Genomic DNA, 24,588 nt, shown 5'->3' on the forward strand with positions numbered 1-24,588 from the left:
AGATATGCTCAAAAGGTTCTGCAAGCTCAAGAACATTCATTTTCTGCGCTTAATACAGCTGCGAAAGCACTAGGTAGCCAATAGACAGCCACAAGCAGGAGCACAAGGAAGCAGTCACCATCTCCTTATGTCTTGGCGCAGGCGGGCTTATTGCCAGCAACTGCCGGCCAATCTCCCGGCTGACAGGTAGACTTGGGGCATTATGGCAGCATTTTCATCTTTGACCGACCGGCTCTCCCAGGCCTTCACCCATCTGCGTTCCAAGGGGAAGCTGACCGAGGCCGACATCGACGGCACAATCCGCGAGATCCGCCGCGCCCTCCTGGATGCCGATGTCTCCCTGGACGTGGTGCGCTCCTTTACCGGGCGCATCAGGGAACGCGCCCTGGGCGAGGAGGTCTCCAAGGCCCTGAACCCGGCCCAGCAGGTAGTCTCCATCGTCTACGACGAACTGACTGACATTCTGGGCGCTGGAGTGGATCGACCGCTCAATTTCGCCAAGAACCCGCCCACAGTCATCATGCTGGCTGGCCTGCAGGGTGCCGGCAAGACCACGTTGGCCGGCAAGCTGGGCTACTGGCTCAAGGACGCCGGCCACACCCCCTTGCTGGTGGCGGCCGACCTGCAGCGGCCCAATGCGGTCACCCAGCTCCAGGTGGTCGGCGAGCGCGCCGAAGTGCCGGTATACGCACCCGAGCCAGGCGTGCAGACCAGCGGATCCGAGCTGACAGCCCCGGGGCAGGTCACAGGCGATCCGGTCAAAGTGGCAGCCGACTCGATCAGAGTGGCCAAGGACAAGCTCTATGACGTGGTCATCATTGATACGGCCGGTCGGCTGGGCGTGGATCAGGAGCTGATGGAGCAGGCCCGCAATATCCGCGATGCCGTCCACCCCGACGAGATCCTCTTCGTCATCGATGCCATGATCGGCCAGGATGCAGTCGCCACAGCCAAGGCCTTCGACCAGGGCGTGGATTTCACCGGCGTGGTCCTGTCCAAGCTGGACGGCGATGCCCGAGGCGGTGCGGCCCTGTCGGTGGCCTCGGTGACCGGCAAGCCCATCCTCTTCGACTCCAACGGCGAGGGCCTCAAGGACTTCGAGGTCTTCCACCCCGACCGGATGGCCTCCCGCATTCTGGACATGGGTGACATCCTGACCCTGATCGAGCAGGCCCAGCGCCAGTTCGATGAGGAGGAGGCCCGCAAGGCCGCCGGGAAGATGTCCGAGGGCAGCTTCGGTTTGGACGACTTTCTGGAGCAGCTCCAGCAGGTCCGCAAGCTGGGTTCCTTCAAGAGCATCCTGGGCATGATCCCGGGCATGGCCCAGCACCGCAAGGAGCTTGAGCAGTTCGATGAGAAGGAGGTGGACCGGACCCAGGCCATCATCCAGTCGATGACTCCCCAGGAACGACGCGACCCCAGCATCATCGACGGCTCACGGCGGGCCCGGATCGCCTATGGCGCCGGCACTACGGTTTCGGCTGTCAACGGCCTGCTGCAGCGGTTCGAGCAGGCGGCCAAGATGATGAAGCGGATGACCAATGGCAGCCGTTCGATCCCAGGCATGGGCGGCATGGGCGCTGGCGGCGGCAAGAAGGGCAAAAAGGGCAAGAAAGGCCGCAAGGGCTCCCGTTCAGGCAATCCTATGAAGCGGGAGGCCGAAGAGAAGGCGTTACGCGAGCGCCTGTCCGGCAAGGGCAAATCCTCCGGCGGCTCCGCCTTCGCCAAGCGCCCCGAAACTCCGCAGATGCCTGAAGGCCTGCCGGACCTGCCGCCCAACCTTGGCGGTGGACTGGGCGGTCTCTTCGGCGGCCGCTAAACCCCTCTCTCCTGCAGGAGACAATGGCACGTGAACACCCTTCTCTGGATTCTCCTGGGCCTCATCGCCTTGTGGATGGCCCTGCGCTTCCTCCCTGCCGGAGCTGACTGGCACCGCCCTCTGGTGGAGCTGATCGCTCTGATCGACCTCTTGGCCGTTCCCCTGTTGGTCATCTTGGTCTGCGCCATTGTGATCCAGGCCTGGCCACAGTCCGCCCTGGCCCTGATTGAGCTGACTCTGGTCACCTTGTGGAGACTCCAGTACAGGTTTCACCTGTCCTCTCCAACGGGCTCGGGGCACAGAACTGGGCTGCTGTCAAACAATAGGCATCGCACGGATACTAGTAATAAAGCAGATGCCTATGCAGACAGTCCCAAATCAAACCAGCTCAATCAGGTCACGCCTGATTCAGCACAGGTCCACACAGAAACTCGCGACCTGGCTCCAGCCGCTAGCCATCCAGCCCTTTCCTTGAGAGTCATGACGCTAAACTGCCGCTATGGCAAGGCGGATGCGCAGACCATCATGGAGCAGGTTCAAAGCCATGATGTCGACGTTTTAGCCCTGCAGGAAGTGAACTCGACGCTGCTGACTCATCTGCAGAAAGCAGGAATGAGGCAGATCATGCCATACCTGGTGGAGGGGCCGCAGACCCAGAATGACAATGGCGGCAGGAACGCCCTCTTCTCTCGTCTGGAGCCCATATGGCATCAACCATCAGGCCTTGATTTGGAAGCTTCAGCCGTCCCTCTGATGCTTTTGCATACCCAAGCTGGAACAATCCGCGTGGCTTCAATCCATCCCAAGTCGCCCCAACGCGGCGCCAGACAATGGGGCTTAGGCATTGAGCGCCTGGCTCTCTTGAACAGCGAAAAGACGGCGGCCGCCCCAGACATGGAATCGCCCGCATTCACCGTCATCATGGGTGACTGCAACGCCAACCTGCACCACCCCACCTTTCGCGCTATGCTGCAGTCCGGCAGGTTGCGTGATGCCTCCCTTTCCCTAGGTTGCGGGCCGCATCCGACCTTTCCGCATTGCCAGGCACTTCTACCGCCGCTGATCGAAATCGACCATATCCTGGTCAGCCAAGGCATCAGGGTCGAATCGATGAAGGTCATGAAAGTCCCGCACACCGACCACTGCGGCCTTTTGGCTCAACTGCGCCTGTGAGCCTGAGCAGAGGCTGCTCACTTATGATCACCGTGCAGGCAAGGGCCCGGTCCGGTGGACTGCCTGCTGATTATCCGGAAAGGCAGAAAACGCGAACCCGGCTTGTCTCCGGACAGCAGGGCCTTGACTCCCTCCACTCCCATACGGTAAAAGGCCTGGGTGACGCTGGTTATGGTGGGCCTGACCATTTCTACAATGTCCGTGCCGTCAAAGCTCATGACACTCACGTCACCGGGCACATCCAACCCCTGGTCCCTGGCCTGGTTGATGGCACCCATAGCCACCAGGTCGCTGGCACCGATAAGGGCAGTGATCTGTTCTTTCGTCTTTAGACAGCGCTTCATGGCGGCTATCCCATCCTGGTAGAGACATCCCCCACGGAAAACCAGACTTTCCCTATAAGGGATGCTGTTATCCTCCAGGCACTGCCGGTACCCGCTGATGCGCAGAGTGATTGAACCATGCTTAGGAATGCCCGCCAACCCGATCCGTCGGTGACCTTGGTCAATCAAAAACTGCGTGGCCTCATACCCCATCTGATAGTCATCTGAAGTAATGCAGGGCAGCCGTCCGCCGCCCACAAAGGATGAGAGCGATATGCAATCCATTCCCACCTGCTCTATGGTGGCGATCAATGACTCCTGGAGCTCGAGGGAGACCAGAATAATTCCTCTGACGGCACGCTCTACCGCAGTGGTGATGGCCCGCCGCTGGGCTTGCAGATCAGCGTTGCCAGCATGGAGAATCAACACATCCAGGTTCCGTTCCGCAGCTGATTGTTCGATCCCCTCGATGATTGAAGAATCGAAATTGGTCTTGGTGTTGGAGAGGATGACAGCCAAAGCATGGCTCTTGCCCTGAACGAGGTCGGCCGCTGCCGTGTTGCGGATGTACCCCATCTCCTTGGCCGTCTCCTTGACCAAGCGTACCGTCTGATCCCTGTGTTCACCGGTGTCGGAAAGGGAACGCGAAACGGTAGCCGTCGACAGCCCCAACCGCTGGGCTATGTCCTTTAAGGTCACTCTGGAAGCTTCAGCCATGACCTCCATCTTTCCCTCTGCCGAACCCATGCCGGACCCAGTTTCTACGTCATCGGCCATCATAGCCACACGCCCGGGCATGAAAAAGATGAATGAGGCTGTATACTCATACCGTAAACGTTTACAGTAATTGTTTACAAAAGATCAAAGGAGATACCTTGAGCGCACCTCAAATGACGAGTGATGCCTCCACCAAGAAACGGCATTCGCTACCGGATATCACCATGAAGACCATGTTCGCCATCACCTTCGGCTACTGCGGCGTCAACATGGCCTTCTCCCTGCAGACCTCACAGATGAGCCGCATATTCCAGACTCTGGGTGCCGACCCAAGCAAGCTTGGGTTCTTCTTCATACTGCCGCCCCTGATCGGAATGATCATTCAACCAATCCTGGGACGATTCTCTGACGGACACTGGTCCCCACGCTTCGGCCGCCGGATGCCCATCCTGCTTTGGGCGGCTCCCCTGGCTGCCATCGTCATGGTCTTGCTGCCGAATTCCGGTTCCTTTGGTTTTGGTTACGGGTCCCTGACTGCTCTGTGCTTCGGAGCAGCAGCCATCGTCCTTATGGACCTGTCCAACAACGCCTGCATGCAACCCTTCCGCATGATCATCGGCGACATGGTCAACGAGAAGCAGAAGGACCAGGCCTGGTCCTGGCAACAGTCCTTCAGCAATCTGGGAGGCGTCCTGGCCAACCTCTGCCCCTTCCTGCTGACCGGGCTGGGCATTGCCAACATCGACAAGAAGGGAGTGGTCCCCATGTCCGTCCGGCTCTCCTTCTACATCGCCGCGGCCGTCCTTCTGGCCACCTCCATCTACACCATCCTCTCGGTCAAGGAATACGATCCTAAGACCTACGCGCAATACCATAACTTCGAATATGAGGAGAAGAAGCCGCAGAAGTCCTACTGGACCCTTCTCAAGGAGGCCCCCAGCACATTCTGGCAGGTTGCAGTCATCCAGTTCTTCGCCTACTTCGGCGTCCAGTACCTCTGGACCTACACCACCGGGGCCATCGCCCAAAACGTCTGGCACACGGCCGACTCTTCCTCAGCGGGATTCCAGGCCGCCGGCAACTGGTATGGCATCCTCACCTTCGTCCAGTCCATCGTGGGCATCATCTACGGATTCCTGGTTCTGTCCAGGACCAGCCAGTACAAGCGCAAGTTCTGGTACCGGATTGGACTGCTCTGCGGCGGCCTGGGAATGATCTGGACCGCTTTCACCCACAACCAGTACGCCCTGATCGGCTCCTTTACACTGATCGGTATCTGCTTCCTGACCATGCATGCCGAACCTTTTGCTATTTTCACTACGGAAACCGACGGGGCCAATGATGGTGCCTATATGGGGCTCTTCAACATCTTCATCTGCCTCCCGCAGATAATCGCATCGGTCAGCAGCTTCGCGATCTTCCCGTTGGTAGGCAGATCGATGCCGACCATGCTCTTGATCGGAGGCATCTCCTGGCTGATTGGCGCAGCTCTGATGGACATCATCAAGAGCCAGAAGCCCGAATCCAACGAGGCTTAAGAAACTTTACGAAAGGAATACGTCTGCCATGACGAACCTGCATTACACCGCGAAAGGTCAGACCATCACCCTGAGTTCCGACCAGGGAGCATTGATCCTGACCGTGCTGACGGACCAAATCATCCGCGTCTTTCAGGATCGGGGACGACATACCAACTCCTACGCCATCGAAGGCGAGAAGAAGGTGGAGACTCCCTTCGATCTGAAGGAAGTCGACAACCATCTGGAACTGTCTACAGGGCAGCTGACCGTCAAAGTCGGACCTGACCTGCTCTTGGACGTCTTCGACGCTCAAGGCAATCCGTTGATCCTGGACTACCGCGGCAAGAGACGTCCCATCGCTAAGACGATTGATGCCGCCCACCAGAGCATCATGCGGGCCGAAGGCCACGAAGTTTCCGGCGTGAGCCAGACTGAGGATCACTACTACCAGGTAGTCAAGGCCTTGGATCCGGACGAACAATTCTACGGACTGGGCGACAAGACCGGGTATCTGAACAAGCGGTCCTATCAATATGACAACTGGAATTATGATGAGCCACGACCGCATATCGAAACCTTCACCAACCTCTATAAGTCCGTCCCGGTCCTCTTCGGACTGAAAAAAGGCCACCCTTGGGGGATCTTCTTCGACAACACCTACCGGAGCCATCTTGACCTGGGCAGGGAGAACGCCGACTACTACTTCTACTCGGCCGTCGACGGAAACCTGGACTATTACATACTGGGCGGATCCTCCTTGAAGGAGGTGGTCTCCAACTACACCTATCTGACTGGCCGGGTCCCTCTCCCCCAGCGTTGGATGCTGGGTTACCAACAGTCACGTTGGGGCTACAGCATGAGCCAGGACCGGGTGGAGCAGATCGTCGACACCTTCGCCAAGTATCACCTTCCCCTGGAAGCTGTCCACTTCGACATCGACTATATGGACGGCTACCGCGTCTTCACCTGGAACAGGAATATCTTCAAGGATCCCGCCGGGTTCCTGGCGGATATGAAAAGACGGGGAGTCAGAGTCATCCCCATCCTGGATCCTGGAGTCAAAGAGGATCCCGACTATCCGATCTATCAGGAGGGTTTGGATAAGGGGTACTTCGCGACCAACCCGGACGGCAGCGTCTATGTCAACAGGGTCTGGCCCGGCAAGTCCGTATTCCCTGACTTCGGTCGATCCGAAGTCCGCGACTGGTGGGCCGGGCATTGCCGTTTTCTGGTCGACAGCGGGGCAGCCGGCATCTGGACAGACATGAACGAACCCGCCGTATTCGACGGAGAGATACCGGAAGACACCGTCTTCAGCGATGAAGATCAGCAGTCCGACCTTGCCAGGATGAACAATGTCTACGGCCACAACATGGCCAAGGCCACCTATCAGGGCCTGAAAAAAGCCACCGGCAGACGGCCCTACGTCATCACACGCGCGGCCTACGCGGGAACGCAGAAATACTCAACGGTCTGGACCGGCGACAACCAAAGCCTCTGGCCGCATCTGCAAATGTCGATCCCTCAGCTCTGCAATATGGGGATGAGCGGATTCAGCTTTGTCGGGGCCGACATCGGTGGATTCAGCGCCGATACAACCCCGGAGCTGCTGACCCGATGGATCGAAGCCGGCATTTTCAGCCCGCTTCTGCGCAACCATTCCGCACTCCAGGCACGAGACCAGGAGCCTTGGGTCTTTGGCCCTGAGGTCCTAGACATTTACCGGCACTTCCTGCACTTGAGGTATCGCTTCATTCCCTACCTCTACGATTGCTTCGCCAAGCAGATGAAAGACGGCCTGCCGGTTATGCGTCCCCTGGTCCTGAATTACCCAGAAGATGCGCGCACCCGGAACTTGAACGATGAGTACATGGTCGGCGACCGGGTTCTGGTAGCACCGGTGGTAGAGCAGGGGCAGGTCTCAAGAATGGTCTATCTGCCCAAGGGCGACTGGGTGGATCTGCGTACCATGGTCACTTTCGGCGGCCAACGAGATATTTTGGTTGAGGCTCCTCTGGACCAGCTGCCGATCTTCGTCAGGGCCGACACCGTTCTGCCTTGGGGTCGACTGGTGGAGCATATGGACGACCAGCCCGAGGAGTCCATGACATTCAGACTCTTCGGCCAGCATGGCGACTACACCCACTATCAGGATGACGGATACAGCTTCGACTACGAGCAGGGGGCCTACAACCTCTATCAGATCCGCATGGAGAGCCAAGGCCAGTGCTCGGTTACCGTGACCCACTATGGATTCAAGCCTCTCTATCGAAGGATCCATTTGGTCCTGACTGAGCGAACCATGACCCTGATCCTGGACGACAAGAGCCAGGCCCCGGTCTATAGGGAGGCCGAAGCCTAGACCTAGGTCAGAACAGGTTGGAGAAAACCGAACCAAGGGTCTGTTGAGGCATATGCCACAGCAGACCCTTAATCCTATGGTTGAGGTATACTTTTGCTGTTATTCATGTCCGGAGGAGCCCTCTCATTCCGACGGCCGTGAGGAACACGCCAGGAGCGCCACCATGCCCCACATGGAGACGCCGCCGGGCACACCAAGTACCAAGGAGAGCCGTTTTGGCAACCAGAATTCGTCTGAAGAGAATGGGCAAGAAGTTCTACCCCTTCTACCGCGTGGTCGTGGTCGATTCCCGCAAGAAGCGCGATGGCAAGGTCATCGAGGAGATCGGCACCTACGATCCCAACACCCAGCCCTCTTCAATCAAGATCGACTCCGAACGCGCCCAGTACTGGCTGGGTGTAGGCGCTCAGCCAAGTGACCCTGTCTTCAACCTTCTGAAGATCACCGGTGACTGGCAGAAGTTCAAGGATCTGCCCGGCAAGGAAGGCACTCTGAAGGTGCCCCAGGCCGAGATCGATGCCCAGGCCCGCATTGAGCAGGCACAGAACGAAGCTCAGAAGCTTAAGGCTGCCAAGTCCGAGGCTGACGCCAAGGCCAAGGCCCAGGCGGAGAAGGAAGCCCCCAAGGCCGATGAGTCGGCAGATGCCGCCCAGGCCGAGCAGGCAGCTGAGTAAGGCACATTTACTGAGGATTGGAAGGACCGGCTATCATGCTTGCACAGGCCGTTGAGCACCTGATCAGGAACATCGTGGACTTTCCCGATGACGTGTCGGTCAAGTCCCACGAGAACTCTCGCGGAGAGCTGTTGCGGGTGCGGGTCAACCCCGAGGATATTGGCCGCGTGATCGGCAGAGGCGGCAGGACCGCCAACGCCATCCGCACCGTGATCCAAGCGCTGGCAGACCACAAGGTGCGCGTCGACATCATGGACGTGCGCCGGTGAGCCCCAGCCGGTCCACCAATCACGACCCGCAGGGTCCGGACCCTCAGCAGCGAAGGTTGCTGAGGGTCTGCCGTATTGGCCGCGCCCAGGGACTCAAGGGCGAGGTCAACGTATATGCCTACACCGACGAGCCTGAGCGGCGCTTCGCCCCCAACTCCCAGCTGCAGACCGAGGACGGACAGGTTTTCACGGTGGTCTCCTCCCGCCGCTTCAAACAGCGTTGGATCGTCCTCTTCAAAGGCGTGGAAGACAGGAACGCATCCGAAGCGCTGAACGGCATTGAACTGTATGTCCAGGCGGATCCAGCCCAGGAACTGGCGCAGGAGGATGCCTGGTATCCCGAGGATCTGATTGGACTCGAGGTTCGCATGGCTCCGGGCAACTCTCTGGGCGAGCCCTCCGGACGAGTGGTCGGCCAAGTCAGCGACGTGCTGGACGGCGTAGCCCAGCAGCAGCTGCAGATCCGCATGACCACCAAAGAAGACGACGAGGAGGCGGAAGGGCTGATACCCTTCGTCGAAGCCCTGGTACCCCAGGTTGACATTGAAAACGGGTACGTGGCCATCGACCCACCTGGAGGGCTTCTGCCTGGCCTGGTCTGAACCCGTCTTTCAGCAGAAGCGAATGTGGGGGTCAGCGTCCTTCTTCGAGCCGCTGACCCCCACATATGGGAAATGCGCCCTGCCTAAGCAGGAAATGTTATAGAGCTACATGTCTTCAACCACAAGATATGTCATATCCAGGGGGCCATGCACGCCCACCACGATCACCATCTCGATGTCGCCCGTGTTGGAGGGGCCGGTGATGAAGTTGATGTTGGAGGTCTTGAGCTCACCTGAGACCAGGGCCGGATCATAGTAGTCCATGGCTTGCCGTGTTCGGGGCAGGATCTTCGACTTGCGGATGATGCTCAGATAGTGCACCGGCAGGAAGTGGAAGGCACGGCCCTGACCCGGGGTGGTAGCCACGGTGATGGTGCCCGACTCGGCCAGCAGGAAGTCCGCAAAGGCTATGGCCGTCCCGGACTCGTCGGCGGTCTTGATGTTCTCCTCGCGGCTGGCCCCCGGCTTCCAGAAAGTGGCGGGCGGGTTCAGACCGTCCCTCCACTCCTCCAGGCCGAAATCTGCAAACAGGTCGGAGGTGGGCAGCATCACATGGTCGCTGTCATCCTTGCGTGAATCGATGAACTCATCCAGGGCAGTGGGCAACTCGGCCTTGGTGCAGGTGCGGAAGTCCACATGGACGGCTTCGCTGCTCTTCCGGGCGATCTCCAGCAGCTCGTCCTGGGTGTGGCCGGACAGGGTGGTCTCCGGCAGGTCGTTGACCGGCACCAGAGGGTGGTCCTTGAGCTGGTGGCGGGGCCGTCCGCTCTTCTTGGCCAGATAGTCCAGGAATACCTCACGATCGGTCATGCCTGCTGCTCCTTCTTGTGATGAGCGAACCAACTGCGGAAGTTCTGCCCGTGCTTGGGCGGATCTGGCAGATCACGAACCTTGGTCCATCCGCCGAAGACGAAGGGCATCCATTCCACGTGCCGATCACTGGCGAAGAGGTTCTTGGCTGTCTCCGGCTGCTTCTTGGATATGGGCGTCAGCATGGTGTGATCCACCCCTAGGGCGGTGCGGAAGAGCGAGGAATGGCCGGTGCCCAGACCCATGACCCTCATGACCGTGTCGTCGATCAGATTTGCCTGGGACTGGTCGTCCATCATGATCCGCCTGTGTTCGATCATGAGTTGATGCAGGGGGATTTTGACCGGGCAGGTGGCCGTGCATGCTGCGCACAGGCTGCAGGCGTAGGGCAGGTCCCCGAAGTCGTCGTAGCCACCATCCAATACCGGCGAGAGCACCGAGCCCACAGGACCGGGATAGATGGAACCGTAGCCATGACCGCCGATGTGCCGGTAGATGGGGCAGACGTTCAGGCAGGAGGCACAGCGGATGCACTGGAGGATGGGCTCGAAGACCGTCCCCAGGGCGTTGGAGCGGCCGTTGTCCAGAATGACCACATAGACATCGTCCGGTCCGTCCGACTCCTGGCCGGTGCGCGGCGCAGTGTAGGTCAAATAGGAGGTCAGCTTCTGGCCGACGGCGGACCGGGCCAGCATGTTGTCCATGGTCTCGGCCTCCTTCATGGTCGGCACCAGACGCTCCATGCCCATGACCACCACCTGGGTCTTGGGGATGCACATGGCCAGGTCGGCGTTGCCCTCGTTGGTCACCAGGTTGATCATGCCCGTATCAGCCACGGCGAAGTTGCAGCCGGTGATGCCCATGTCCGCCTCGAGGAAGTGCTTGCGCAGAACCTTGCGCGAGAACCGGGCCATGTGCTGGGGGTCGTTGTCGCCCTTGTAACCCAGCTTCTTCTCGAAAACCTGCCGAACCTGCTCGCGGTTCTTGTGCAGAGCGGGGAAGACCAGATGGGTGGGCTGGTCCCAGTCGTCCTCTTCCAGGATGAACTCGGCCAGGTCGGTCTCCAGAACCTCCAGGCCGGGCACCGTCATCAGCGTCGGATCCAGGTTGATCTCGCTGGTCACCATGGACTTGCTCTTGACGACGTGCTTGGCCTTTTTCTCGATGGCGATCTGCTTGATGTACTGGGCAGCCTCATCGTCGGTCTGGGCGAAGAAGACATGGCCGCCGCGCTTCTCCACGTTGTCGGCGAACTCCTCCAGGTAGTCAGGCAGATAGCGGATGACGTGCTGGCGGATCTGCTCGCCCAGGTCGCGCCACTGCTCCCAGTTGCCCAGTTCCTGTCGGGCGGCCTCACGCTTGACCCACTGCGCATCCTGGGCCTTGGCCACAGCCTGCTGGGCGAATTTGTCCTGCTCGGACTCTTTGACCCTGGTCAGGAAAGGAGCCTTGCTGGTCCGCAAATATTGCGCGGCCTTCTTGCCATTGACCATGCTGCTCATACCAGAGCCCCCTCTTCCTTGGCGGCTCTGACGGAGCCCGTAGCCCCATCGCCAGCAGAGCGGCCTTCCACATACTTGACGCGGCTCATATCCACGTTGTGATTGAGCACCTCAGCCAGGTGCATGATGGTGATCTTCTCGCCACGCCGGTTGAAACGGCCTCCGATGTTCATCAGGCAGCCCGGATCGCAGGAGATGAGGACGCTGGCATTGGTGCTGAGCACGTCGTTCACCTTCTCATCCACCATCTGCTTGGAGATCTCAGGCTCCTTCATGGAGAACATGCCGCCGAACCCACAGCAGTTCTCGATATGCGGCAGGGGTATCATGGTCAGACCCTTGACATGGTCAAGCAGGGCGAAGGGACTGGTCCGCTCCCCCAACAACCGGGTCATGTGGCAGGAGCGGTGGTAGGTGGCCACGGCATCAAGCTCAGCGCCCGCATCCAGCACACCCAGCACACGATAGAGGAACTGCGAGAACTCATAGGTCTTGTCAGCCATGGTCTGGGCCTTGGCGGCATAGACCGGGTCGTTCTTGAGATGGAAGGGCAGCTCCTTGAGCATATTCACGCAGGAGCCCGCTGGACCCACGATGTAGTCGGCATCCACGCTCAGCAGGGCATCGACCTCGTTGCGCATGACCTGCATGCTTCCCTTGACATACCCGCTGTTGAAGGTGGGCTGGGCGCAGCAAATCTGCTCCTTGGGAAGGTAGGTGTCGCAGCCAAACCGCTCCAACACCTCCACCATGGCCTTCCCCACGTTCGGAAACATGAGGTCCACCACGCAGGTGGAGAATATCACTACTTTCATTACCACACCTCTCTACAACCTTGCACGCCAGGTCCGAACCATCTCCGGATCGCAGAGAAACCCAACATCACTTGAACCCCTGATCCTCCCACCGCATCGCTGCCTTGCGACCAACCACGCCCATGCAGGCACCGATGTGCAATCCTGAAAGGACCCATCATTATCATGGTATCGACCTGGAATTCGCACCGTCGGGAATCGCCCACCCTCAGCTTTTGAACGTGTGAGATTTACCACATATATGCTACCACGGCAGGCTGGAAAGCAGTGACATGTCAAGGACGAGCGGCGGCTCGTCTGTTCGCTACAGTGGAATAAAACCCTGCCAGTTCGTCCTCGGGAAGGGAAATCAAGGCATGACCAACTATATGCAGCTCCTCCTGCTCTATGCACCCGCCATCATCTTCGGCCTGCTCTTCCTCTGGGACCTGCACAAGGAGCCACGGCAGTTCCGCAATGCCATCTGGTTTCTGCTCCTGCTGCTGACCCTGGGCGGAGCGCTTCTTCTGCAGTTCGGCATGCGCTGGCTGATCCTGCCCCTGGTCATCCTGCTCATTGCCTCTCCCCTGCTGGTGATCTGCTTCCTGCTGGCCAACACGGTCATCGTCATCCGACATGAGGGAATCTCCCTGACCACTCTGTTGCCCGGGCTGCTGGCGCTGGCCGTGGTGGCCTACATGTTTCTTTCGCCCCTCCTCGCAGGCTTTGGTGCCCCCTCATGGTTGCAGAAGCTGGCTGGACTGATCGACCTGGAAGCCACCTGGTTCTTCTTCTCCTTCCTGGCCCTGCTGCTCTATTCCAGTTTTTACAGGCTGCTGCCCCGCAAGCGTCGCTACGACTACATCATCATCCACGGAGCGGGTCTGCGCGGCGAAGAACCTACGCCCCTGCTCCGGGGACGGCTGGACAAGGCTGTAGACCTCTGGAAGCGGCAGGGGCGCCTGGGGCGCTTCGTGGTCTCCGGCGGACAGGGCCCCGATGAGGTCATCAGCGAGGCAAGGGCCATGGCTCAGTATTTGCGCAACTCCTGCGGGGTGCCAGGCGAGGCCATCATCATGGAGGACAGGTCGACCACAACCCTGGAGAATCTGCGCTACTCCAAGCAGATCCTGGACGACCGCTACGAGATGGGCACCGGACCTGAGCATTACCGGGTGGCCCTGGTCACCAGCGACTACCACGTCTTCCGGGCCAGCGAATACGCCAGCAAGGTCGGACTGAATGCCGACGGAATCGGCTCACACACCAAGGGCTACTACTGGCCGACCGCCTTCATCCGGGAGTTCGTGGCCATCACCCGCATGCACTGGTGGCCCTACCTGGTCCTTGCGATAGGCTGGGCCGTCTGGATCGGCATTTCAGTCCTGCATTAACACCATCAACCCTTCAGAAGGAATCAGAGGTCATGCAACCTGAATCCCATCCCTATCCTGATCGGCCAGGCTGCGCTCCAGGAACCATGCCACCAGGAGGATGCCCAGGACGATGAGAAAGACGAAGACGAAAGCCCAGACGGCGCCGAACTGGAAGGCCTGAGGACCGGCATGGATCCCTCTGGCCTTGGGCATGCCAGTGATGATGGCAGCCAGGACGCCGGTCGAGGCGGCGCCTGAATACTGCTGAAGGGTGTTGAAGAGCGCGTTGCCGTCAGGCACCAGTTTGGCTGGGATATGCTGCAGCCCGACTGTGAGCAGGTTGTTGAAGACGCAAGCCTGCCCGACCATGTAGCAGGCGTAGAGAAGGACCATCAGCGGGACGGACAAGTGCCGGCTGAGGACCAGGAAGCCTAAGGCCGAGAGGAAGAAGGCAGTGCTTCCCACAGCGAGCAGTCCACGCAGGCCATGGCCATCCAAATAGCCGCCCGTGATGGGCTGGCAGAGGGCCGAGAGCAGGCTCCCCGGCAGCAGTAGCAGGCCGGCCACGGTGGAGGTCTCTCCCAGTACGGACTGGGCCATGTTGGGCAGGATGAACGTCAGGCCTATCTGAACAAACTGGACCAGGAAGTAGAGGATCAAGGCAAGGGTGAAAGTACGGTTCCGGAAGACCGCGATGTTGATCAGCCTGGTCCGCTGGCGCACAAGAGTACAGACCCCTGCAACAAGTGCCAGGGCACCGATAAACAAGGACAGCCAGGTGATTGGTCCATGCACATCCAAGGTGCTCAAACCCATGGTCAGACCGGTCAGGAAAATACCCAGAAGAAGGAACTGGAGCCAGGCAAAGGGACCGACATGGGCGCTCTCCCTGTCAACCGAGATGAGGGCAATAATCCCGAATACCAGCTCAATGGGCAGCACGATCAGGAAGATGGCTCGCCAGGATAAGGTCTGGATGACTGCTCCGCCAAAAGTCGGGCCCAGGGAGGGAGCCAGGGCCACCGCCATGCCGGCGCTGCCCACGTAACGACCCTGGATGTGGAGAGGAACCTTTTTCATGATCAGAGAGAACACCAAGGGAAGAGCAATACCAGTGCTGATGCCCTGCAGGAGGCGTCCTGCCATAAGGACAGGAAAGCATGGAGCGAGGATGCACATCAGGTCGCTGCCCAGGAATATTCCGACGCTGGCCAGGATCAATGCGCGGGTCGTGAATGAATGCTCCAGCCAGGCGGCGGCCAGAACCGTCAAGGCCACCACCAGCAGATAGCCGGTAGTCAGCCATTGGACTGTGCCCAGCCCGGTCTTGAAGTACCTGGTCATCTCCGGAAAGGTGACATTGAGCGAGGTCTCCAAAAGCACCCCGCAGAAGGCAAGGCCGGCAGTGCCGGTAATCAGCAGTTTTGTTTTCTTGTCAACATGGTCGACCATGGACCGTCCGCTCCTCACACATCAGACTGTTCGCATAGCCATCTCCACGGATCCGTACGGCATGGCATCATCCGATGCCGCTCTCATTGCTGTTTACACAACGGTTATAGCTCTCTGGCTGCGTTGATGACATCTCCCAAGCCGGATTCATACGCGACTTGAAGACCCAGACAGTGTAACACTCATAGGTGTATCAATCCGTGCCCGATTCCGACCCGAACAGGCTTGGGTAGAGTTGGTGACATGCAAATCGATATCGTCTCTGTCTTTCCCGAGTATTTTGACGTAACTGGACTCAGTCTGCTAGGCAAGGCCCAGGAGAAAGGTCTGGTGGCCATACACGCCCACAATCTGCGCGACTGGACCCATGACGTGCACCACTCCGTGGACGATACGCCGGTTGGCGGCGGAGCAGGTATGGTCATGAAACCCGAAGTTTGGGGTCAGTGCCTGGACGATCTGCTGGACATGCCAGATGGACCGACTCAGCAACAACCGCCTTCGGACCAGACAGCCAACACCGCTGATGTTAATGGACAAAAAGAAGCGATGAAGAGGTCCGGCGAGAAAAGCGATGGCACAGCAGCCGAGGCAGATTCACCGGCAGACAGCTACAAGGCTGGTGCGGCCGGTCCAGTCCTGATCTTCCCCAACCCATCCGCACCCCTGTTCACCCAGGCCGATGCAACCGAACTGTCACGGGCGGAGAGGCTGGTATTCGGTTGCGGCCGCTACGAAGGCTATGACGCACGCATCCCCGACTACTACCGGAATCAGGGGATCGACGTCCGGGAGTACTCCATCGGCGACTACGTGCTCAATGGGGGCGAGGTGGCCGTCTCGGTCATGCTGGAGGCCATCACCCGGCTACTGCCTGGGTTCATGGGCAATCCGGAATCCATCGTGCAGGAATCCTACACAGGTGATGAGCCCCTGCTGGAATATCGCCAGTACACACGCCCCACCACCTGGCGTGGCATGGCCGTGCCCGAGATACTGACCAGCGGCGACCACGGAAAGGTGGACCGGTTCCGGCGCGATGAGGCCATCAGGCGGACCAATCGGATCCGTCCCGACCTGATTGCCCGCTTGGACTGCTCAACCTTCGATAAGCATGACCGCCGTCTCTTGGAAGACCTGGGCTGGGACACACTGGAAACGCATCCGAGACCTCTGGATCAGCCGTCAAATTCCATGGATGATCAGCGGGCTGTCAGATAGTAGACTGCTGTCTCCCCATAGGTGCGGGCCTGATCAGTGGCCCATCCTTGAGGAGCCGCGGGCGACGGGGTACGTGTCGATCGCTCCAGAATGATCATGCCTCTATCGTCCACCATTTTTCGGCCAGTCAAACCGGTCATAATGCTTTGGCAGTCCTCCGTCGACAGATCGTAAGGCGGATCCATGAAGACCAGGTCGAAGCAGGCCTCGGACAGACCGGCATCCTCATGACCGGAGGAGAGGGGACGAACAAAGCGCTCGGCACGGTTTCTGCTGACGCGAATGTCCATGGCTGAATCCCAGGCCGGATGATGTCGCAACCCTGCGGCCGAGCGTGACAGCAGTCCGGCGACACGACCAGAAGACTCCACAGCCACCAGGCTCTGGGCACCGCGGGATAGGGCTTCGAATCCCAAGGCACCGGTTCCGGCGAACAGGTCCAGGACCCGAGCACCGGACAGCAGGCCTTCGGACTCCAGATGGGAGAAAATGGCCTCCTTGGTCCGATCGGTGGTGGGCCGGGTGCCCTTGAGGGCTGCGGGAATGGGGAATCCCTTGAAACGGCCGGCGATGATGTGCATATGGTCTGTTGTCCTTTCAGCTGGAGACCAGGAAACCTTCGTTGCCTCTCATAAAGTCCAAGACAGCGCCAGCCAGCTCGGGCTGCCCGGCCAGAGTGGGGTCGGATTCCAGGAGTTGGCCTGCCTGGGTGCGGGCACGGGCGATCATGGGCGCATCGGTGACCACCCGCAGAAGCTTCAGGGAGGAATGGCCGCCGGACTGGGCATCGCCCAACACATCGCCGGCTCCTCTGATGCGGATATCCTCCTCGGCGATTTTGGCCCCGTCAGTGGTGTCGCGAATGACTTCGAGCCGATCGGCAGCAGGGGAATCCGCAGGGGCACGCGAGATCAGGAAGGCCCAAGAGTCGGTGCCGCCGCGCCCCACCCTGCCACGCAGCTGATGAAGCTGGGAGAGTCCGAACCGATCGGCATCGAAGATGACAATGCAGGAGGCTTGGGGCACATCCACCCCCACTTCCACAACCGTGGTAGCCACCAGCAGGGGGGTGCGACCCGAGGCGAAGTCCCCCATGACGGCATTCTTGGTGGCATCGTCATCTCGTCCGGTCAACGTGGCCATGGCAATGCCCTGGAACTGCGGCAGGGCGGCCAGGCGCTGGCTCATTTCGACCACCGAGTGCAGAGGCGGACGCTGGCCATCACCTTGGCCTTCCTCAACAAGAAGCTCAGGCTGAGCATCGGAACCGCCAGATTGGCCGGGCCGGTCAGAGGCAGACGAGGGGTCGTCCTCCTCATCGATGCGGGCGCAGATGACATAGGCCCGCTCCCCAGCCTCGATCCGTCGGCGCAGATGCAGGAACATGGCACCCATGGTCGCCCCATCCGATTCAGCAATGACATGCGTGCGGACCGGTTTCCGGTTGCTGGGCAGCTCGGTCAGGGCGGAGATGTCCAGATCACCGAACCAGGTCATGGCGGCTGTTCTCGGGATGGGCGTGGCGGTCATGATCAGCAGATGGGGAACGCGCTCGGATTTGCGGCGTAGCTCCTCGCGCTGCTCGACCCCGAAACGATGCTGCTCGTCGATGACGGTCAGGGCAAGATTGGGGGCCTGGAAGGTCTTGGAGAAGGCCGCATGGGTGGCGATGACAATGCAGGGACGGCCCGAGGCCGAGACAGCCAGGGCAGAGCGGCGTTGGGCCAGTCTCATGCCTCCGGTCAGCAGCACCAGAGGCAGAACCAGCTGATCCGTCATACGAATCATGGTGACGTTGTCCACAGGCTTATGGCGGCCTTCGACGGCAGTAGCGGTCACATCGGTGCCCATGGCCTTCAGCATGCCGCCGATGGATGCATAGTGCTGTTCGGCCAACACCTGGGTCGGAGCCACCAAAACAGCCTGATGACCGGCCTGAACCGCCTGGAGCATGGCTGCCAGGGCCACCACGGTCTTGCCGGAGCCGACCTCGCCCTGCAGAAGCCGCTGCATGGGCTGATCCTTGGCCATGTCGACACCGATATCATTGATGACCTGACGCTGGCCATCGGTCAGCTGGAATGGCAGAGAGTCGATGAAACGGGCAGGCAGGGTGTCTGGATGGTCGGCACCCGAATCCGCGCATGGATAAGTGGGCTGTTGCTGGGTCTGTCGGCGGGTCTGCAGAAGGGCTGTCTGCGAGACGAAGGCCTCCTCATAGCGCAGGGTCTTGCGTGCCGCAGCGAAGTCGTCAGGGCTGTCGGGCGCATGCATGCCCAGCAGGGCACGAGCGCGATGCATCAGCCCTTGGTCGACACGGACCTGCTCGGGCAGCACATCAGGTATGGCCTGGCTCAGCGCTTCTGGATTGATGCGGACCTCGGCACTGTTGTGTTCCTCTTCTGCGGCACCGGCTGCAGGGATGGTGCCAGATGCATCATCGGCCTGCGCCAGCAGACGCAGAAAACCCAGAATGACATCGTGAATATGGTCTGAGGAGATGCGGGAGCTGGCATGATAAACCGGCCGCGGTCGACGGACCCGCTCCAGGGCCTCGTCAAGGCTGGCTGCATCAGGCCGGGAAGCGTCCGATGAAACCTCCTGATCGGCATCGGCGACAACCAGGGTCTCGGGATGGGTGAACTGGAGCTGATCCATGTAGATGCCGGGCTCACCGGCCACGACCAGATCCGCCCCTACCTGCAGCCGACGGACCATCCAGTCCATATAGGGCTTCTTGTGAGAGAAGAAAACCAGCCTGACAGCCAGTGGAGTGCCGCCTTGACTACTGACGAAGGCTGCATCGTCCACCATCACGTCCAGCCGGAAGCCCCGGTGACCGCTCAGAGGCACCAGACGCACCTGGTCCACCCGGGCGGCGAATGCACAGGGCTCACCCAGCCGAATGCCGGCAATAGTGGTGACCTGCATGGGATCGGTAATGCGGAAAGGATAGTAGGTCAGCGCATCCCCCACCGTGACCACACCCAGAGCCTTGAGGGCGCTCACCCGACGCCTGTTGGCCACCAGCGAGGCCACGGTACTGTGCAGACCAACACGAGCCACTGCCGACATACCCGATCACCTCCCGCAAGCGCCGACCATCATCCCTCAGGATGACAAGAACCCCCGGAGCTTATGCCCCCGGGGGTCCATATACGACCGACGAACCGCACTCAGGCGGCGATGCGCTGCACCTTACCGGCCTTGAGGCACTTGACGCAGACACGTAGACGCACGTTCTGACCATCAACGGTGGTGTGCACCGACTGCAGGTTGGGGCGGAAGATGCGCTTGTTCCGGATATGCGAATGAGAAACACTGTAACCGGTCTGCGGGCCCTTGCCGCACACCGCGCAACGAGCTGCCATGATGACTTCCTTTACGTTGTTTTCCAAGTCGTCCCAGGTGCTCCAGACCGTAGCACAAGGCTACGGATGAACACACAACTTTGTTAGACTACTACATTCCGCCGAGTAAGGCAAATCAGCGGTCTCAAGCACGAGGAGGCTTGCGGAAGATGCCGATCAGAGACTGGAGCACCCCGCAGAACACCCCGCCGATGATCCAGATGGCCCAGAATGGGATGCGCCAACCGAAGAGGTTGTCGTAATTGCCCGAGAAGAGCATAGTCAGGGCCACCAGCGTACAAAGGCCCATGATGGTTCCGCTGATGGCATTGCTTATCCGGTGCTCGTAACGATAGGTATCCCAGCGACCGTCATCGACGGAATCAACCTGCCTGTTGTAGGCACGGAGGTTCATCATCCTATGGCTTGTTCCAGCGTGGACCAGCAGAAAGACCCCCAGAGCCAGAAGAAGGAAGAAGACAAACCCTCTGACCTGATCGGACCAGCCCCAGATCAGGTATCCGGCAGAGTTGATACCCACATCCAGGAGCACGACAGCCAGACCGCAGACCAACTCCCAGGTAGTCTGCCGATAAACTCGCGAGCGCTCCTCATCGGTATAGAAATCCGCCACATAGGGATGCCTGCGGCGAAAGTCCTTCCTGGTGGAAATCGCCGGTATGAGACAGGCCAGGCCCAGGACGATGCCAATCATCAGAGCAAGAAAGGCCAGACCATTCTGGGCGTCGGTCGGTTGACTGACTCCGGCAAAAAGACCACCGAAAGCCAGTCCCAGCATGATAAGGGCGATGCCGAAAGCCATCCGAAGACTGTAGACATTGCTGAAGGAGGCGTAGCCGGTAACGTCTTCCATAGCAGACGGGACAGGCAGCATAGTCGCATGGATTGGCGGAGTCGCCTGGGTGGTTTCCTGATGGTCCGGCCTGGATGCACGCTGCCCGGAACCCGGATGCCGAACATCGCCCAGGACCAGGTCATCAAGGGTGCAGCCGAAGAGGTCACAGATGGCCAGGAGCTTGTCCATCTCAGGATATGCCTTGTCCGACTCCCACTTGGACACCGCCTGACGGGACACCCCCACCAGCATGGCCAGCTGCTCCTGAGTCATGTTGCGCTGCGAACGCAGATACTGCACGTTGGTTCTGAAACTCATATTGTTCTTTCTCCCGATCGGCAGATTGCCGATTCAACCAGCAACGAGGCCATGATGAAACGTGCGGGGCTCCGGCCGCCACCAGCTTTGGGTTGCACCCGGCGAAGACACCGATATTTGCCGTCAACCGACGGTTGCATCCTTGCAATTCCAAGGAAATAAGCAATCACCGAATCCCTGTCATCCTGATGACGACCCGCACATCAATCCCCCTTCCGGCAAGAGATACGACCCCCTACGTTCACGATACATACCTTTCAGGAGCAAATGCGAATCATGGGATTCCACCCTGAACCGTCCCCGATTCGACCCTGAAAACACCCTGACGGGAGCTCTTGCCATGGTCTTATAGAAGAAGGACCATGCAGGCGACGACCGAAAGGAAGACAACGATGCAGCATCGGATGGCCAAGGATCCATACGCACAGACCCCACTCATTCTGAACAAGATCTGCTATGACTATGGAACACGGCAGAAGCAGGGCGCCCGGGTGTTGGACGAAATCAGTCTGGAATGTCAGGCGGGAACCTGGACGGCCATCATGGGACCTTCGGGCGCCGGCAAATCGACCCTCCTCTATTGCGCCGCGGGACTGCTCCAGGTCAGGCAGGGCAGAGTGGCCATCGCCGGGGAGGACCTGACCCGGATGAAAGAGAAAGAGCTGACCAGGCTCCGGCGCGACCATATCGGCTTCGTCTTCCAGGACTACAACCTGGTCAACGCCTTCACCTGCCTGCAAAACACCATGCTGCCCAGCCTCTTCGGCGGCAGGAAAATCTCCGCCCAAGCGGCCCTGTCTGCCCTGTCGAACGTCGGATTGGAAGGGTTCGCCAACACCTATCCGGCCGATATGAGCGGGGGCCAGCAGCAGCGCGTGGCCATCGCCAGGTCCCTGGCCGCCATCCCGGAGATCATCATGGCCGACGAGCCCACCGGCGCCCTGGACACCCATAGCTCGCGGGAGGTCATGGACCTCTTCGACCTGGCCGTCCGCAGCGGCCAGACCATCCTCATGGTGACCCACGACCCCAACGTCGCCGCCCGCGCCCACCGGGTCATCTTCCTCCAGGACGGGCGCATTCAGGCAGCATGCCCGGGCGGAGACCCACAGACCATAGCCCAGCAGCTGGCCAGCATGGATGCTGCGCCAAACCAGGAGGCCTTCAGCCCACCTCTGGCAGTTCCATCCGATCAGCCTCGGTGATGGTACGAATTACCCGGCAGGGCACACCCACGGCCAGGGAGTCAGGGGCAATGTCATGGGTGACCACGGATCCGGCACCGATGACCGCACCATCGCCGATGGTCACTCCCCCGGCCACAGTCACGTTTGACGCCAGCCAGCAGTTCGATCCGATGGTGATCGGGGCACCCAACTCGTAGTCGTAGAGGGAGCCATCCTCATGGCGCCTCAGATTCCGCTCCTGCCACCGCAGGGGATGCAGGGGGGTGGCCAGGGTGACATTAGGGCCGATCATCACATCGTCGCCGATCTGCACAGGGCAGGTATCCAGAACAGTGAAGTTGAAATTGGCGAAGATGCGCGAGCCAAGCTTGGTGAAGCACCCATAGTCGAAGTAGATAGGCCCCATGAAGTCGACGTCCTGACCATGTTGGGGCACCAGATCGTCCAGAAGCCGGCTACGCAGGTCCCGCTCCTGCTCAGAAGAAGCGTTGAAAAGGCGGCAAAGCTCATGGGCCTTGACTCGTAGCTGGCCCAGTTCTGGATCTGAGGCGTCATAGAGCTCGCCGGCAAGCATCCGCTCCCTCTGCGAGCGCCGATTTCCTTTACCGGCTTCGCCAGCCGCACCTGTCAGTTTTGAATCCTTGCCCATGACCAATCCCATCGCTCCCGCATCACTTCAGTATCTCTATTGCAAGCTCGCACTGCTTGCAGAGTCCTCATCCATGTAATCGTCTGGGTCAGACAGCCGACAGCCCCAGGTACCGTTCGTCGTCCGGTTGCGGACATCCGTTCATGCCGAGGGTCAAGCTTGGTAGATTGGAGGCAGCTGAGGACCATGGCGAGGAGGAAGCATGCGGTATGAGGTGAGCGAGGCCATTCCCGAGGATGCCAGGGCCATCCGTAAGGCCGTATTCGTGGAGGAGCAGGGCTTTCACAACGAGTTCGACCGAACCGACGATGCCAGCCTCCATATCGTGGCCTATGACAGGGATGAACCCGTCGGAGTATGCCGAGTCTTCCCCGACCAGGGCAAGACATGGACACTTGGCCGCTTGGCTGTTCTAAAGCCCTACCGCGGTCAACATTGGGGTGCCAATTTGGTAGGCAAGGCTGAGGAAACCGCTCGGAGCCACGGGGCCGACCGGCTCACACTCCATGCCCAAAAACGGGTAGCGGGCTTCTATAAGTCCTTAGGGTATCGGGATATGGGCATTCACGATCAGGACGAGGGATGCCCGCACATGTGGATGGACAAGTCCCTGACGGACAGCACCGGAAACGAGCCGGAGGACCAGGCCTCATGAATCCGACCGTCGATTTTGCCAGCACGAGCATCGCAAGCGTCAATCCGGACAAGGATCCCATGGGAAGGTCCGAACAGGCCATCTCCAGCTTCAGCGATGCCGTCATCTACTGGTTCCGCCAGAATTTCGGAAAGATCGTCCTTCTGATCGTCGTGGCTGTCTGCGCTGCCTTGATCTCCAAGATTGTAGCGGCGGCCATGCGACGTGCCCTGGAGCGAACCAACCTGCCCAGTGCCTCCATCTTCGTCAACATCGTCCGCGCCCTGATCTGGATCTTCGCCGCTGCCACAGTCCTGCAACCTGTCTTCGGAATCAACCCATCCACTGTGGTCGCCGCCCTGGGCGTCAGCGGCCTGGCCCTCTCCTTCGGATTGAAGGATACGATCGCCAACATCGTCGGCGGCTTCGGACTGATGGTCAGCAAGGTGGTCCAGCCCGGCGACATTATCACCATCCAGGGCACCACCGGAACCGTCCGCGACGTGACCTGGCGTCATACCATCGTCATCGACAGGACCGGCAACCAGCTGCTGATCCCCAACTCCATCCTCAACACCACGGCGCTTGAGAAGATCACCGAGGCAGGCGAGGCCGCCACCACGGTTCCCTTCACCCTGCGAGGAGATGCCGATATAGCCAGGTCCTCCCGTTCCATTGCACAGGTGGCGGCCCAGGCAACCAAGGGCATGGCCATGCCAGCCAATCCGCCCATCGTCCAGCTCCAGGGCTTCACCCCTTACGGCATCAAGGGCCAGATAGTCATGTTCGCCAAGCAGGGCGTCATCGCCGCCGATATGCAGGATGCCGCCACCCGCGCTTTGGCGGGCCAGGACTACTTGGTCCAGGAGGCCAAATCACAGATAGGCGGCATGGAAGCCAACAAAAGCTAAGGATGCTCATCCGTTCTGAGCAGACTCTTTATAGTCCACCAGCCCTAATCTCGTAGAACAAGAAGACGT

The 24,588-nt window shown here is 59.8% G+C and carries 22 protein-coding genes; 12 read left to right on the top strand and 10 right to left on the bottom strand.

Going from position 1 to position 24,588, the window contains the following annotated elements; translation table 11 throughout:
- The first annotated feature begins 202 nt into the window (after positions 1 to 202).
- Positions 203 to 1,819 carry a signal recognition particle protein gene (gene ffh, locus ACUIAH_RS04815; RefSeq protein WP_445340516.1) on the top strand — a complete coding sequence of 539 codons (1,617 nt, stop codon included), beginning with the start codon at positions 203 to 205 and terminating at the stop codon, positions 1,817 to 1,819.
- 30 nt (positions 1,820 to 1,849) lie between these two features.
- On the top strand, positions 1,850 to 2,992 hold the full coding sequence (locus ACUIAH_RS04820) for an endonuclease/exonuclease/phosphatase family protein (protein ID WP_445340517.1): 1,143 nt from the start codon (positions 1,850 to 1,852) through the stop codon (positions 2,990 to 2,992).
- A gap of 17 nt (positions 2,993 to 3,009) precedes the next feature.
- On the opposite strand, the gene ACUIAH_RS04825 is transcribed toward ACUIAH_RS04820, so the two are convergent.
- Positions 3,010 to 4,032 (bottom strand): LacI family DNA-binding transcriptional regulator, encoded by a 1,023-nt coding sequence (locus ACUIAH_RS04825; RefSeq protein WP_045924248.1) that lies wholly within the window; start codon positions 4,030 to 4,032, stop codon positions 3,010 to 3,012.
- 158 nt (positions 4,033 to 4,190) lie between these two features.
- On the opposite strand from ACUIAH_RS04825, the gene ACUIAH_RS04830 reads away from it, so the two are divergent.
- The 5 genes from ACUIAH_RS04830 to rimM all read left to right on the top strand — a co-directional run bounded on the left by ACUIAH_RS04830 (position 4,191) and on the right by rimM (position 9,459).
- On the top strand, positions 4,191 to 5,570 hold the full coding sequence (locus ACUIAH_RS04830) for an SLC45 family MFS transporter (protein ID WP_197071124.1): 1,380 nt from the start codon (positions 4,191 to 4,193) through the stop codon (positions 5,568 to 5,570).
- Positions 5,571 to 5,598: 28 nt separating this feature from the next.
- Positions 5,599 to 7,914, top strand: a complete 2,316-nt coding sequence (locus ACUIAH_RS04835) for a glycoside hydrolase family 31 protein (protein ID WP_445340518.1) — start codon at positions 5,599 to 5,601, stop codon at positions 7,912 to 7,914.
- A 215-nt stretch (positions 7,915 to 8,129) separates the two neighbouring features.
- Entirely contained in the window at positions 8,130 to 8,588 is a 459-nt protein-coding gene (gene rpsP, locus ACUIAH_RS04840) for a 30S ribosomal protein S16 (protein WP_045923945.1), read from the top strand.
- A gap of 35 nt (positions 8,589 to 8,623) precedes the next feature.
- A complete protein-coding gene (locus ACUIAH_RS04845; protein WP_015021362.1) occupies positions 8,624 to 8,857 on the top strand; it encodes an RNA-binding protein in 234 nt (77 codons plus the stop codon).
- Entirely contained in the window at positions 8,854 to 9,459 is a 606-nt protein-coding gene (rimM, locus tag ACUIAH_RS04850; protein WP_445340519.1) for a ribosome maturation factor RimM, read from the top strand. Before ACUIAH_RS04845 ends, rimM begins: the two co-directional genes overlap by 4 nt.
- Before the next feature lie 105 nt (positions 9,460 to 9,564).
- On the opposite strand, the gene ACUIAH_RS04855 is transcribed toward rimM, so the two are convergent.
- From ACUIAH_RS04855 to ACUIAH_RS04865, 3 genes are read right to left on the bottom strand one after another with little or no spacing between them, the layout of a single operon-like run.
- A complete protein-coding gene (locus ACUIAH_RS04855) occupies positions 9,565 to 10,269 on the bottom strand; it encodes a LutC/YkgG family protein (RefSeq protein WP_045923943.1) in 705 nt (234 codons plus the stop codon).
- Complete coding sequence (locus ACUIAH_RS04860) at positions 10,266 to 11,771, bottom strand: LutB/LldF family L-lactate oxidation iron-sulfur protein (RefSeq protein ID WP_306221726.1); 1,506 nt, start codon at positions 11,769 to 11,771, stop codon at positions 10,266 to 10,268. The genes ACUIAH_RS04855 and ACUIAH_RS04860 overlap by 4 nt, the downstream gene beginning before the upstream one ends.
- On the bottom strand, positions 11,768 to 12,586 hold the full coding sequence (locus ACUIAH_RS04865) for a (Fe-S)-binding protein (protein ID WP_306221725.1): 819 nt from the start codon (positions 12,584 to 12,586) through the stop codon (positions 11,768 to 11,770). The genes ACUIAH_RS04860 and ACUIAH_RS04865 overlap by 4 nt, the downstream gene beginning before the upstream one ends.
- Before the next feature lie 356 nt (positions 12,587 to 12,942).
- Between ACUIAH_RS04865 and ACUIAH_RS04870 the strand changes: the two genes are divergently transcribed.
- A complete protein-coding gene (locus ACUIAH_RS04870) occupies positions 12,943 to 13,959 on the top strand; it encodes a YdcF family protein (protein WP_445340520.1) in 1,017 nt (338 codons plus the stop codon).
- A 30-nt stretch (positions 13,960 to 13,989) separates the two neighbouring features.
- On the opposite strand, the gene ACUIAH_RS04875 is transcribed toward ACUIAH_RS04870, so the two are convergent.
- On the bottom strand, positions 13,990 to 15,393 hold the full coding sequence (locus ACUIAH_RS04875) for an MFS transporter (protein ID WP_445340521.1): 1,404 nt from the start codon (positions 15,391 to 15,393) through the stop codon (positions 13,990 to 13,992).
- A 243-nt stretch (positions 15,394 to 15,636) separates the two neighbouring features.
- On the opposite strand from ACUIAH_RS04875, the gene trmD reads away from it, so the two are divergent.
- The gene (gene trmD, locus ACUIAH_RS04880; RefSeq protein WP_445340522.1) at positions 15,637 to 16,614 is read left to right on the top strand and encodes a tRNA (guanosine(37)-N1)-methyltransferase TrmD; all 978 of its coding nucleotides are present in this window, start codon (positions 15,637 to 15,639) and stop codon (positions 16,612 to 16,614) included.
- Here the strand turns inward: trmD and ACUIAH_RS04885 are convergent.
- The 4 genes from ACUIAH_RS04885 to ACUIAH_RS04900 form a co-directional block, all read right to left on the bottom strand.
- The gene (locus ACUIAH_RS04885) at positions 16,596 to 17,195 is read right to left on the bottom strand and encodes an RsmD family RNA methyltransferase (protein ID WP_445340523.1); all 600 of its coding nucleotides are present in this window, start codon (positions 17,193 to 17,195) and stop codon (positions 16,596 to 16,598) included. The two genes, trmD and ACUIAH_RS04885, sit on opposite strands and share 19 nt — an antisense overlap.
- 16 nt (positions 17,196 to 17,211) lie before the next feature.
- Complete coding sequence (locus tag ACUIAH_RS04890) at positions 17,212 to 19,689, bottom strand: ATP-dependent DNA helicase RecG (protein ID WP_445340524.1); 2,478 nt, start codon at positions 19,687 to 19,689, stop codon at positions 17,212 to 17,214.
- A 101-nt stretch (positions 19,690 to 19,790) separates the two neighbouring features.
- A complete protein-coding gene (gene rpmB / locus ACUIAH_RS04895; RefSeq protein ID WP_015021347.1) occupies positions 19,791 to 19,985 on the bottom strand; it encodes a 50S ribosomal protein L28 in 195 nt (64 codons plus the stop codon).
- Positions 19,986 to 20,109: 124 nt separating this feature from the next.
- Positions 20,110 to 21,138: a helix-turn-helix transcriptional regulator gene (locus ACUIAH_RS04900; RefSeq protein WP_445340525.1), complete on the bottom strand. Its 1,029-nt coding sequence runs from the start codon at positions 21,136 to 21,138 to the stop codon at positions 20,110 to 20,112.
- Between the two features lie 392 nt (positions 21,139 to 21,530).
- Between ACUIAH_RS04900 and ACUIAH_RS04905 the strand changes: the two genes are divergently transcribed.
- A complete protein-coding gene (locus ACUIAH_RS04905) occupies positions 21,531 to 22,343 on the top strand; it encodes an ABC transporter ATP-binding protein (RefSeq protein WP_445340526.1) in 813 nt (270 codons plus the stop codon).
- On the opposite strand, the gene ACUIAH_RS04910 is transcribed toward ACUIAH_RS04905, so the two are convergent.
- The gene (locus tag ACUIAH_RS04910; RefSeq protein ID WP_445340527.1) at positions 22,303 to 22,986 is read right to left on the bottom strand and encodes a sugar O-acetyltransferase; all 684 of its coding nucleotides are present in this window, start codon (positions 22,984 to 22,986) and stop codon (positions 22,303 to 22,305) included. The two genes, ACUIAH_RS04905 and ACUIAH_RS04910, sit on opposite strands and share 41 nt — an antisense overlap.
- A gap of 190 nt (positions 22,987 to 23,176) precedes the next feature.
- Here ACUIAH_RS04910 and ACUIAH_RS04915 point away from each other — a divergent pair, with 190 nt between their 5' ends.
- Positions 23,177 to 23,629 (top strand): GNAT family N-acetyltransferase, encoded by a 453-nt coding sequence (locus tag ACUIAH_RS04915; protein WP_445340528.1) that lies wholly within the window; start codon positions 23,177 to 23,179, stop codon positions 23,627 to 23,629.
- Positions 23,626 to 24,519, top strand: a complete 894-nt coding sequence (locus ACUIAH_RS04920) for a mechanosensitive ion channel family protein (RefSeq protein ID WP_445340529.1) — start codon at positions 23,626 to 23,628, stop codon at positions 24,517 to 24,519. Before ACUIAH_RS04915 ends, ACUIAH_RS04920 begins: the two co-directional genes overlap by 4 nt.
- The last annotated feature ends 69 nt before the right edge of the window (positions 24,520 to 24,588 follow it).

This window comes from Bifidobacterium sp. ESL0820 (assembly GCF_052606235.1).

Coding starts and splice junctions, on each gene's coding strand:
- ffh (WP_445340516.1), top strand. CDS start 203: ATGGCAGCATTTTCATCTTTGACCGACCGGCTCTCCCAGGCCTTCACC.
- ACUIAH_RS04825 (WP_045924248.1), bottom strand. CDS start 4,032: ATGGCTGAAGCTTCCAGAGTGACCTTAAAGGACATAGCCCAGCGGTTG.
- ACUIAH_RS04835 (WP_445340518.1), top strand. CDS start 5,599: ATGACGAACCTGCATTACACCGCGAAAGGTCAGACCATCACCCTGAGT.
- ACUIAH_RS04845 (WP_015021362.1), top strand. CDS start 8,624: ATGCTTGCACAGGCCGTTGAGCACCTGATCAGGAACATCGTGGACTTT.
- ACUIAH_RS04855 (WP_045923943.1), bottom strand. CDS start 10,269: ATGACCGATCGTGAGGTATTCCTGGACTATCTGGCCAAGAAGAGCGGA.
- ACUIAH_RS04860 (WP_306221726.1), bottom strand. CDS start 11,771: ATGAGCAGCATGGTCAATGGCAAGAAGGCCGCGCAATATTTGCGGACC.
- ACUIAH_RS04865 (WP_306221725.1), bottom strand. CDS start 12,586: ATGAAAGTAGTGATATTCTCCACCTGCGTGGTGGACCTCATGTTTCCG.
- ACUIAH_RS04870 (WP_445340520.1), top strand. CDS start 12,943: ATGACCAACTATATGCAGCTCCTCCTGCTCTATGCACCCGCCATCATC.
- ACUIAH_RS04875 (WP_445340521.1), bottom strand. CDS start 15,393: ATGGTCGACCATGTTGACAAGAAAACAAAACTGCTGATTACCGGCACT.
- trmD (WP_445340522.1), top strand. CDS start 15,637: ATGCAAATCGATATCGTCTCTGTCTTTCCCGAGTATTTTGACGTAACT.
- ACUIAH_RS04885 (WP_445340523.1), bottom strand. CDS start 17,195: ATGCACATCATCGCCGGCCGTTTCAAGGGATTCCCCATTCCCGCAGCC.
- ACUIAH_RS04890 (WP_445340524.1), bottom strand. CDS start 19,689: ATGTCGGCAGTGGCTCGTGTTGGTCTGCACAGTACCGTGGCCTCGCTG.
- rpmB (WP_015021347.1), bottom strand. CDS start 19,985: ATGGCAGCTCGTTGCGCGGTGTGCGGCAAGGGCCCGCAGACCGGTTAC.
- ACUIAH_RS04900 (WP_445340525.1), bottom strand. CDS start 21,138: ATGAGTTTCAGAACCAACGTGCAGTATCTGCGTTCGCAGCGCAACATG.
- ACUIAH_RS04905 (WP_445340526.1), top strand. CDS start 21,531: ATGCAGCATCGGATGGCCAAGGATCCATACGCACAGACCCCACTCATT.
- ACUIAH_RS04910 (WP_445340527.1), bottom strand. CDS start 22,986: ATGGGATTGGTCATGGGCAAGGATTCAAAACTGACAGGTGCGGCTGGC.
- ACUIAH_RS04915 (WP_445340528.1), top strand. CDS start 23,177: ATGCGGTATGAGGTGAGCGAGGCCATTCCCGAGGATGCCAGGGCCATC.
- ACUIAH_RS04920 (WP_445340529.1), top strand. CDS start 23,626: ATGAATCCGACCGTCGATTTTGCCAGCACGAGCATCGCAAGCGTCAAT.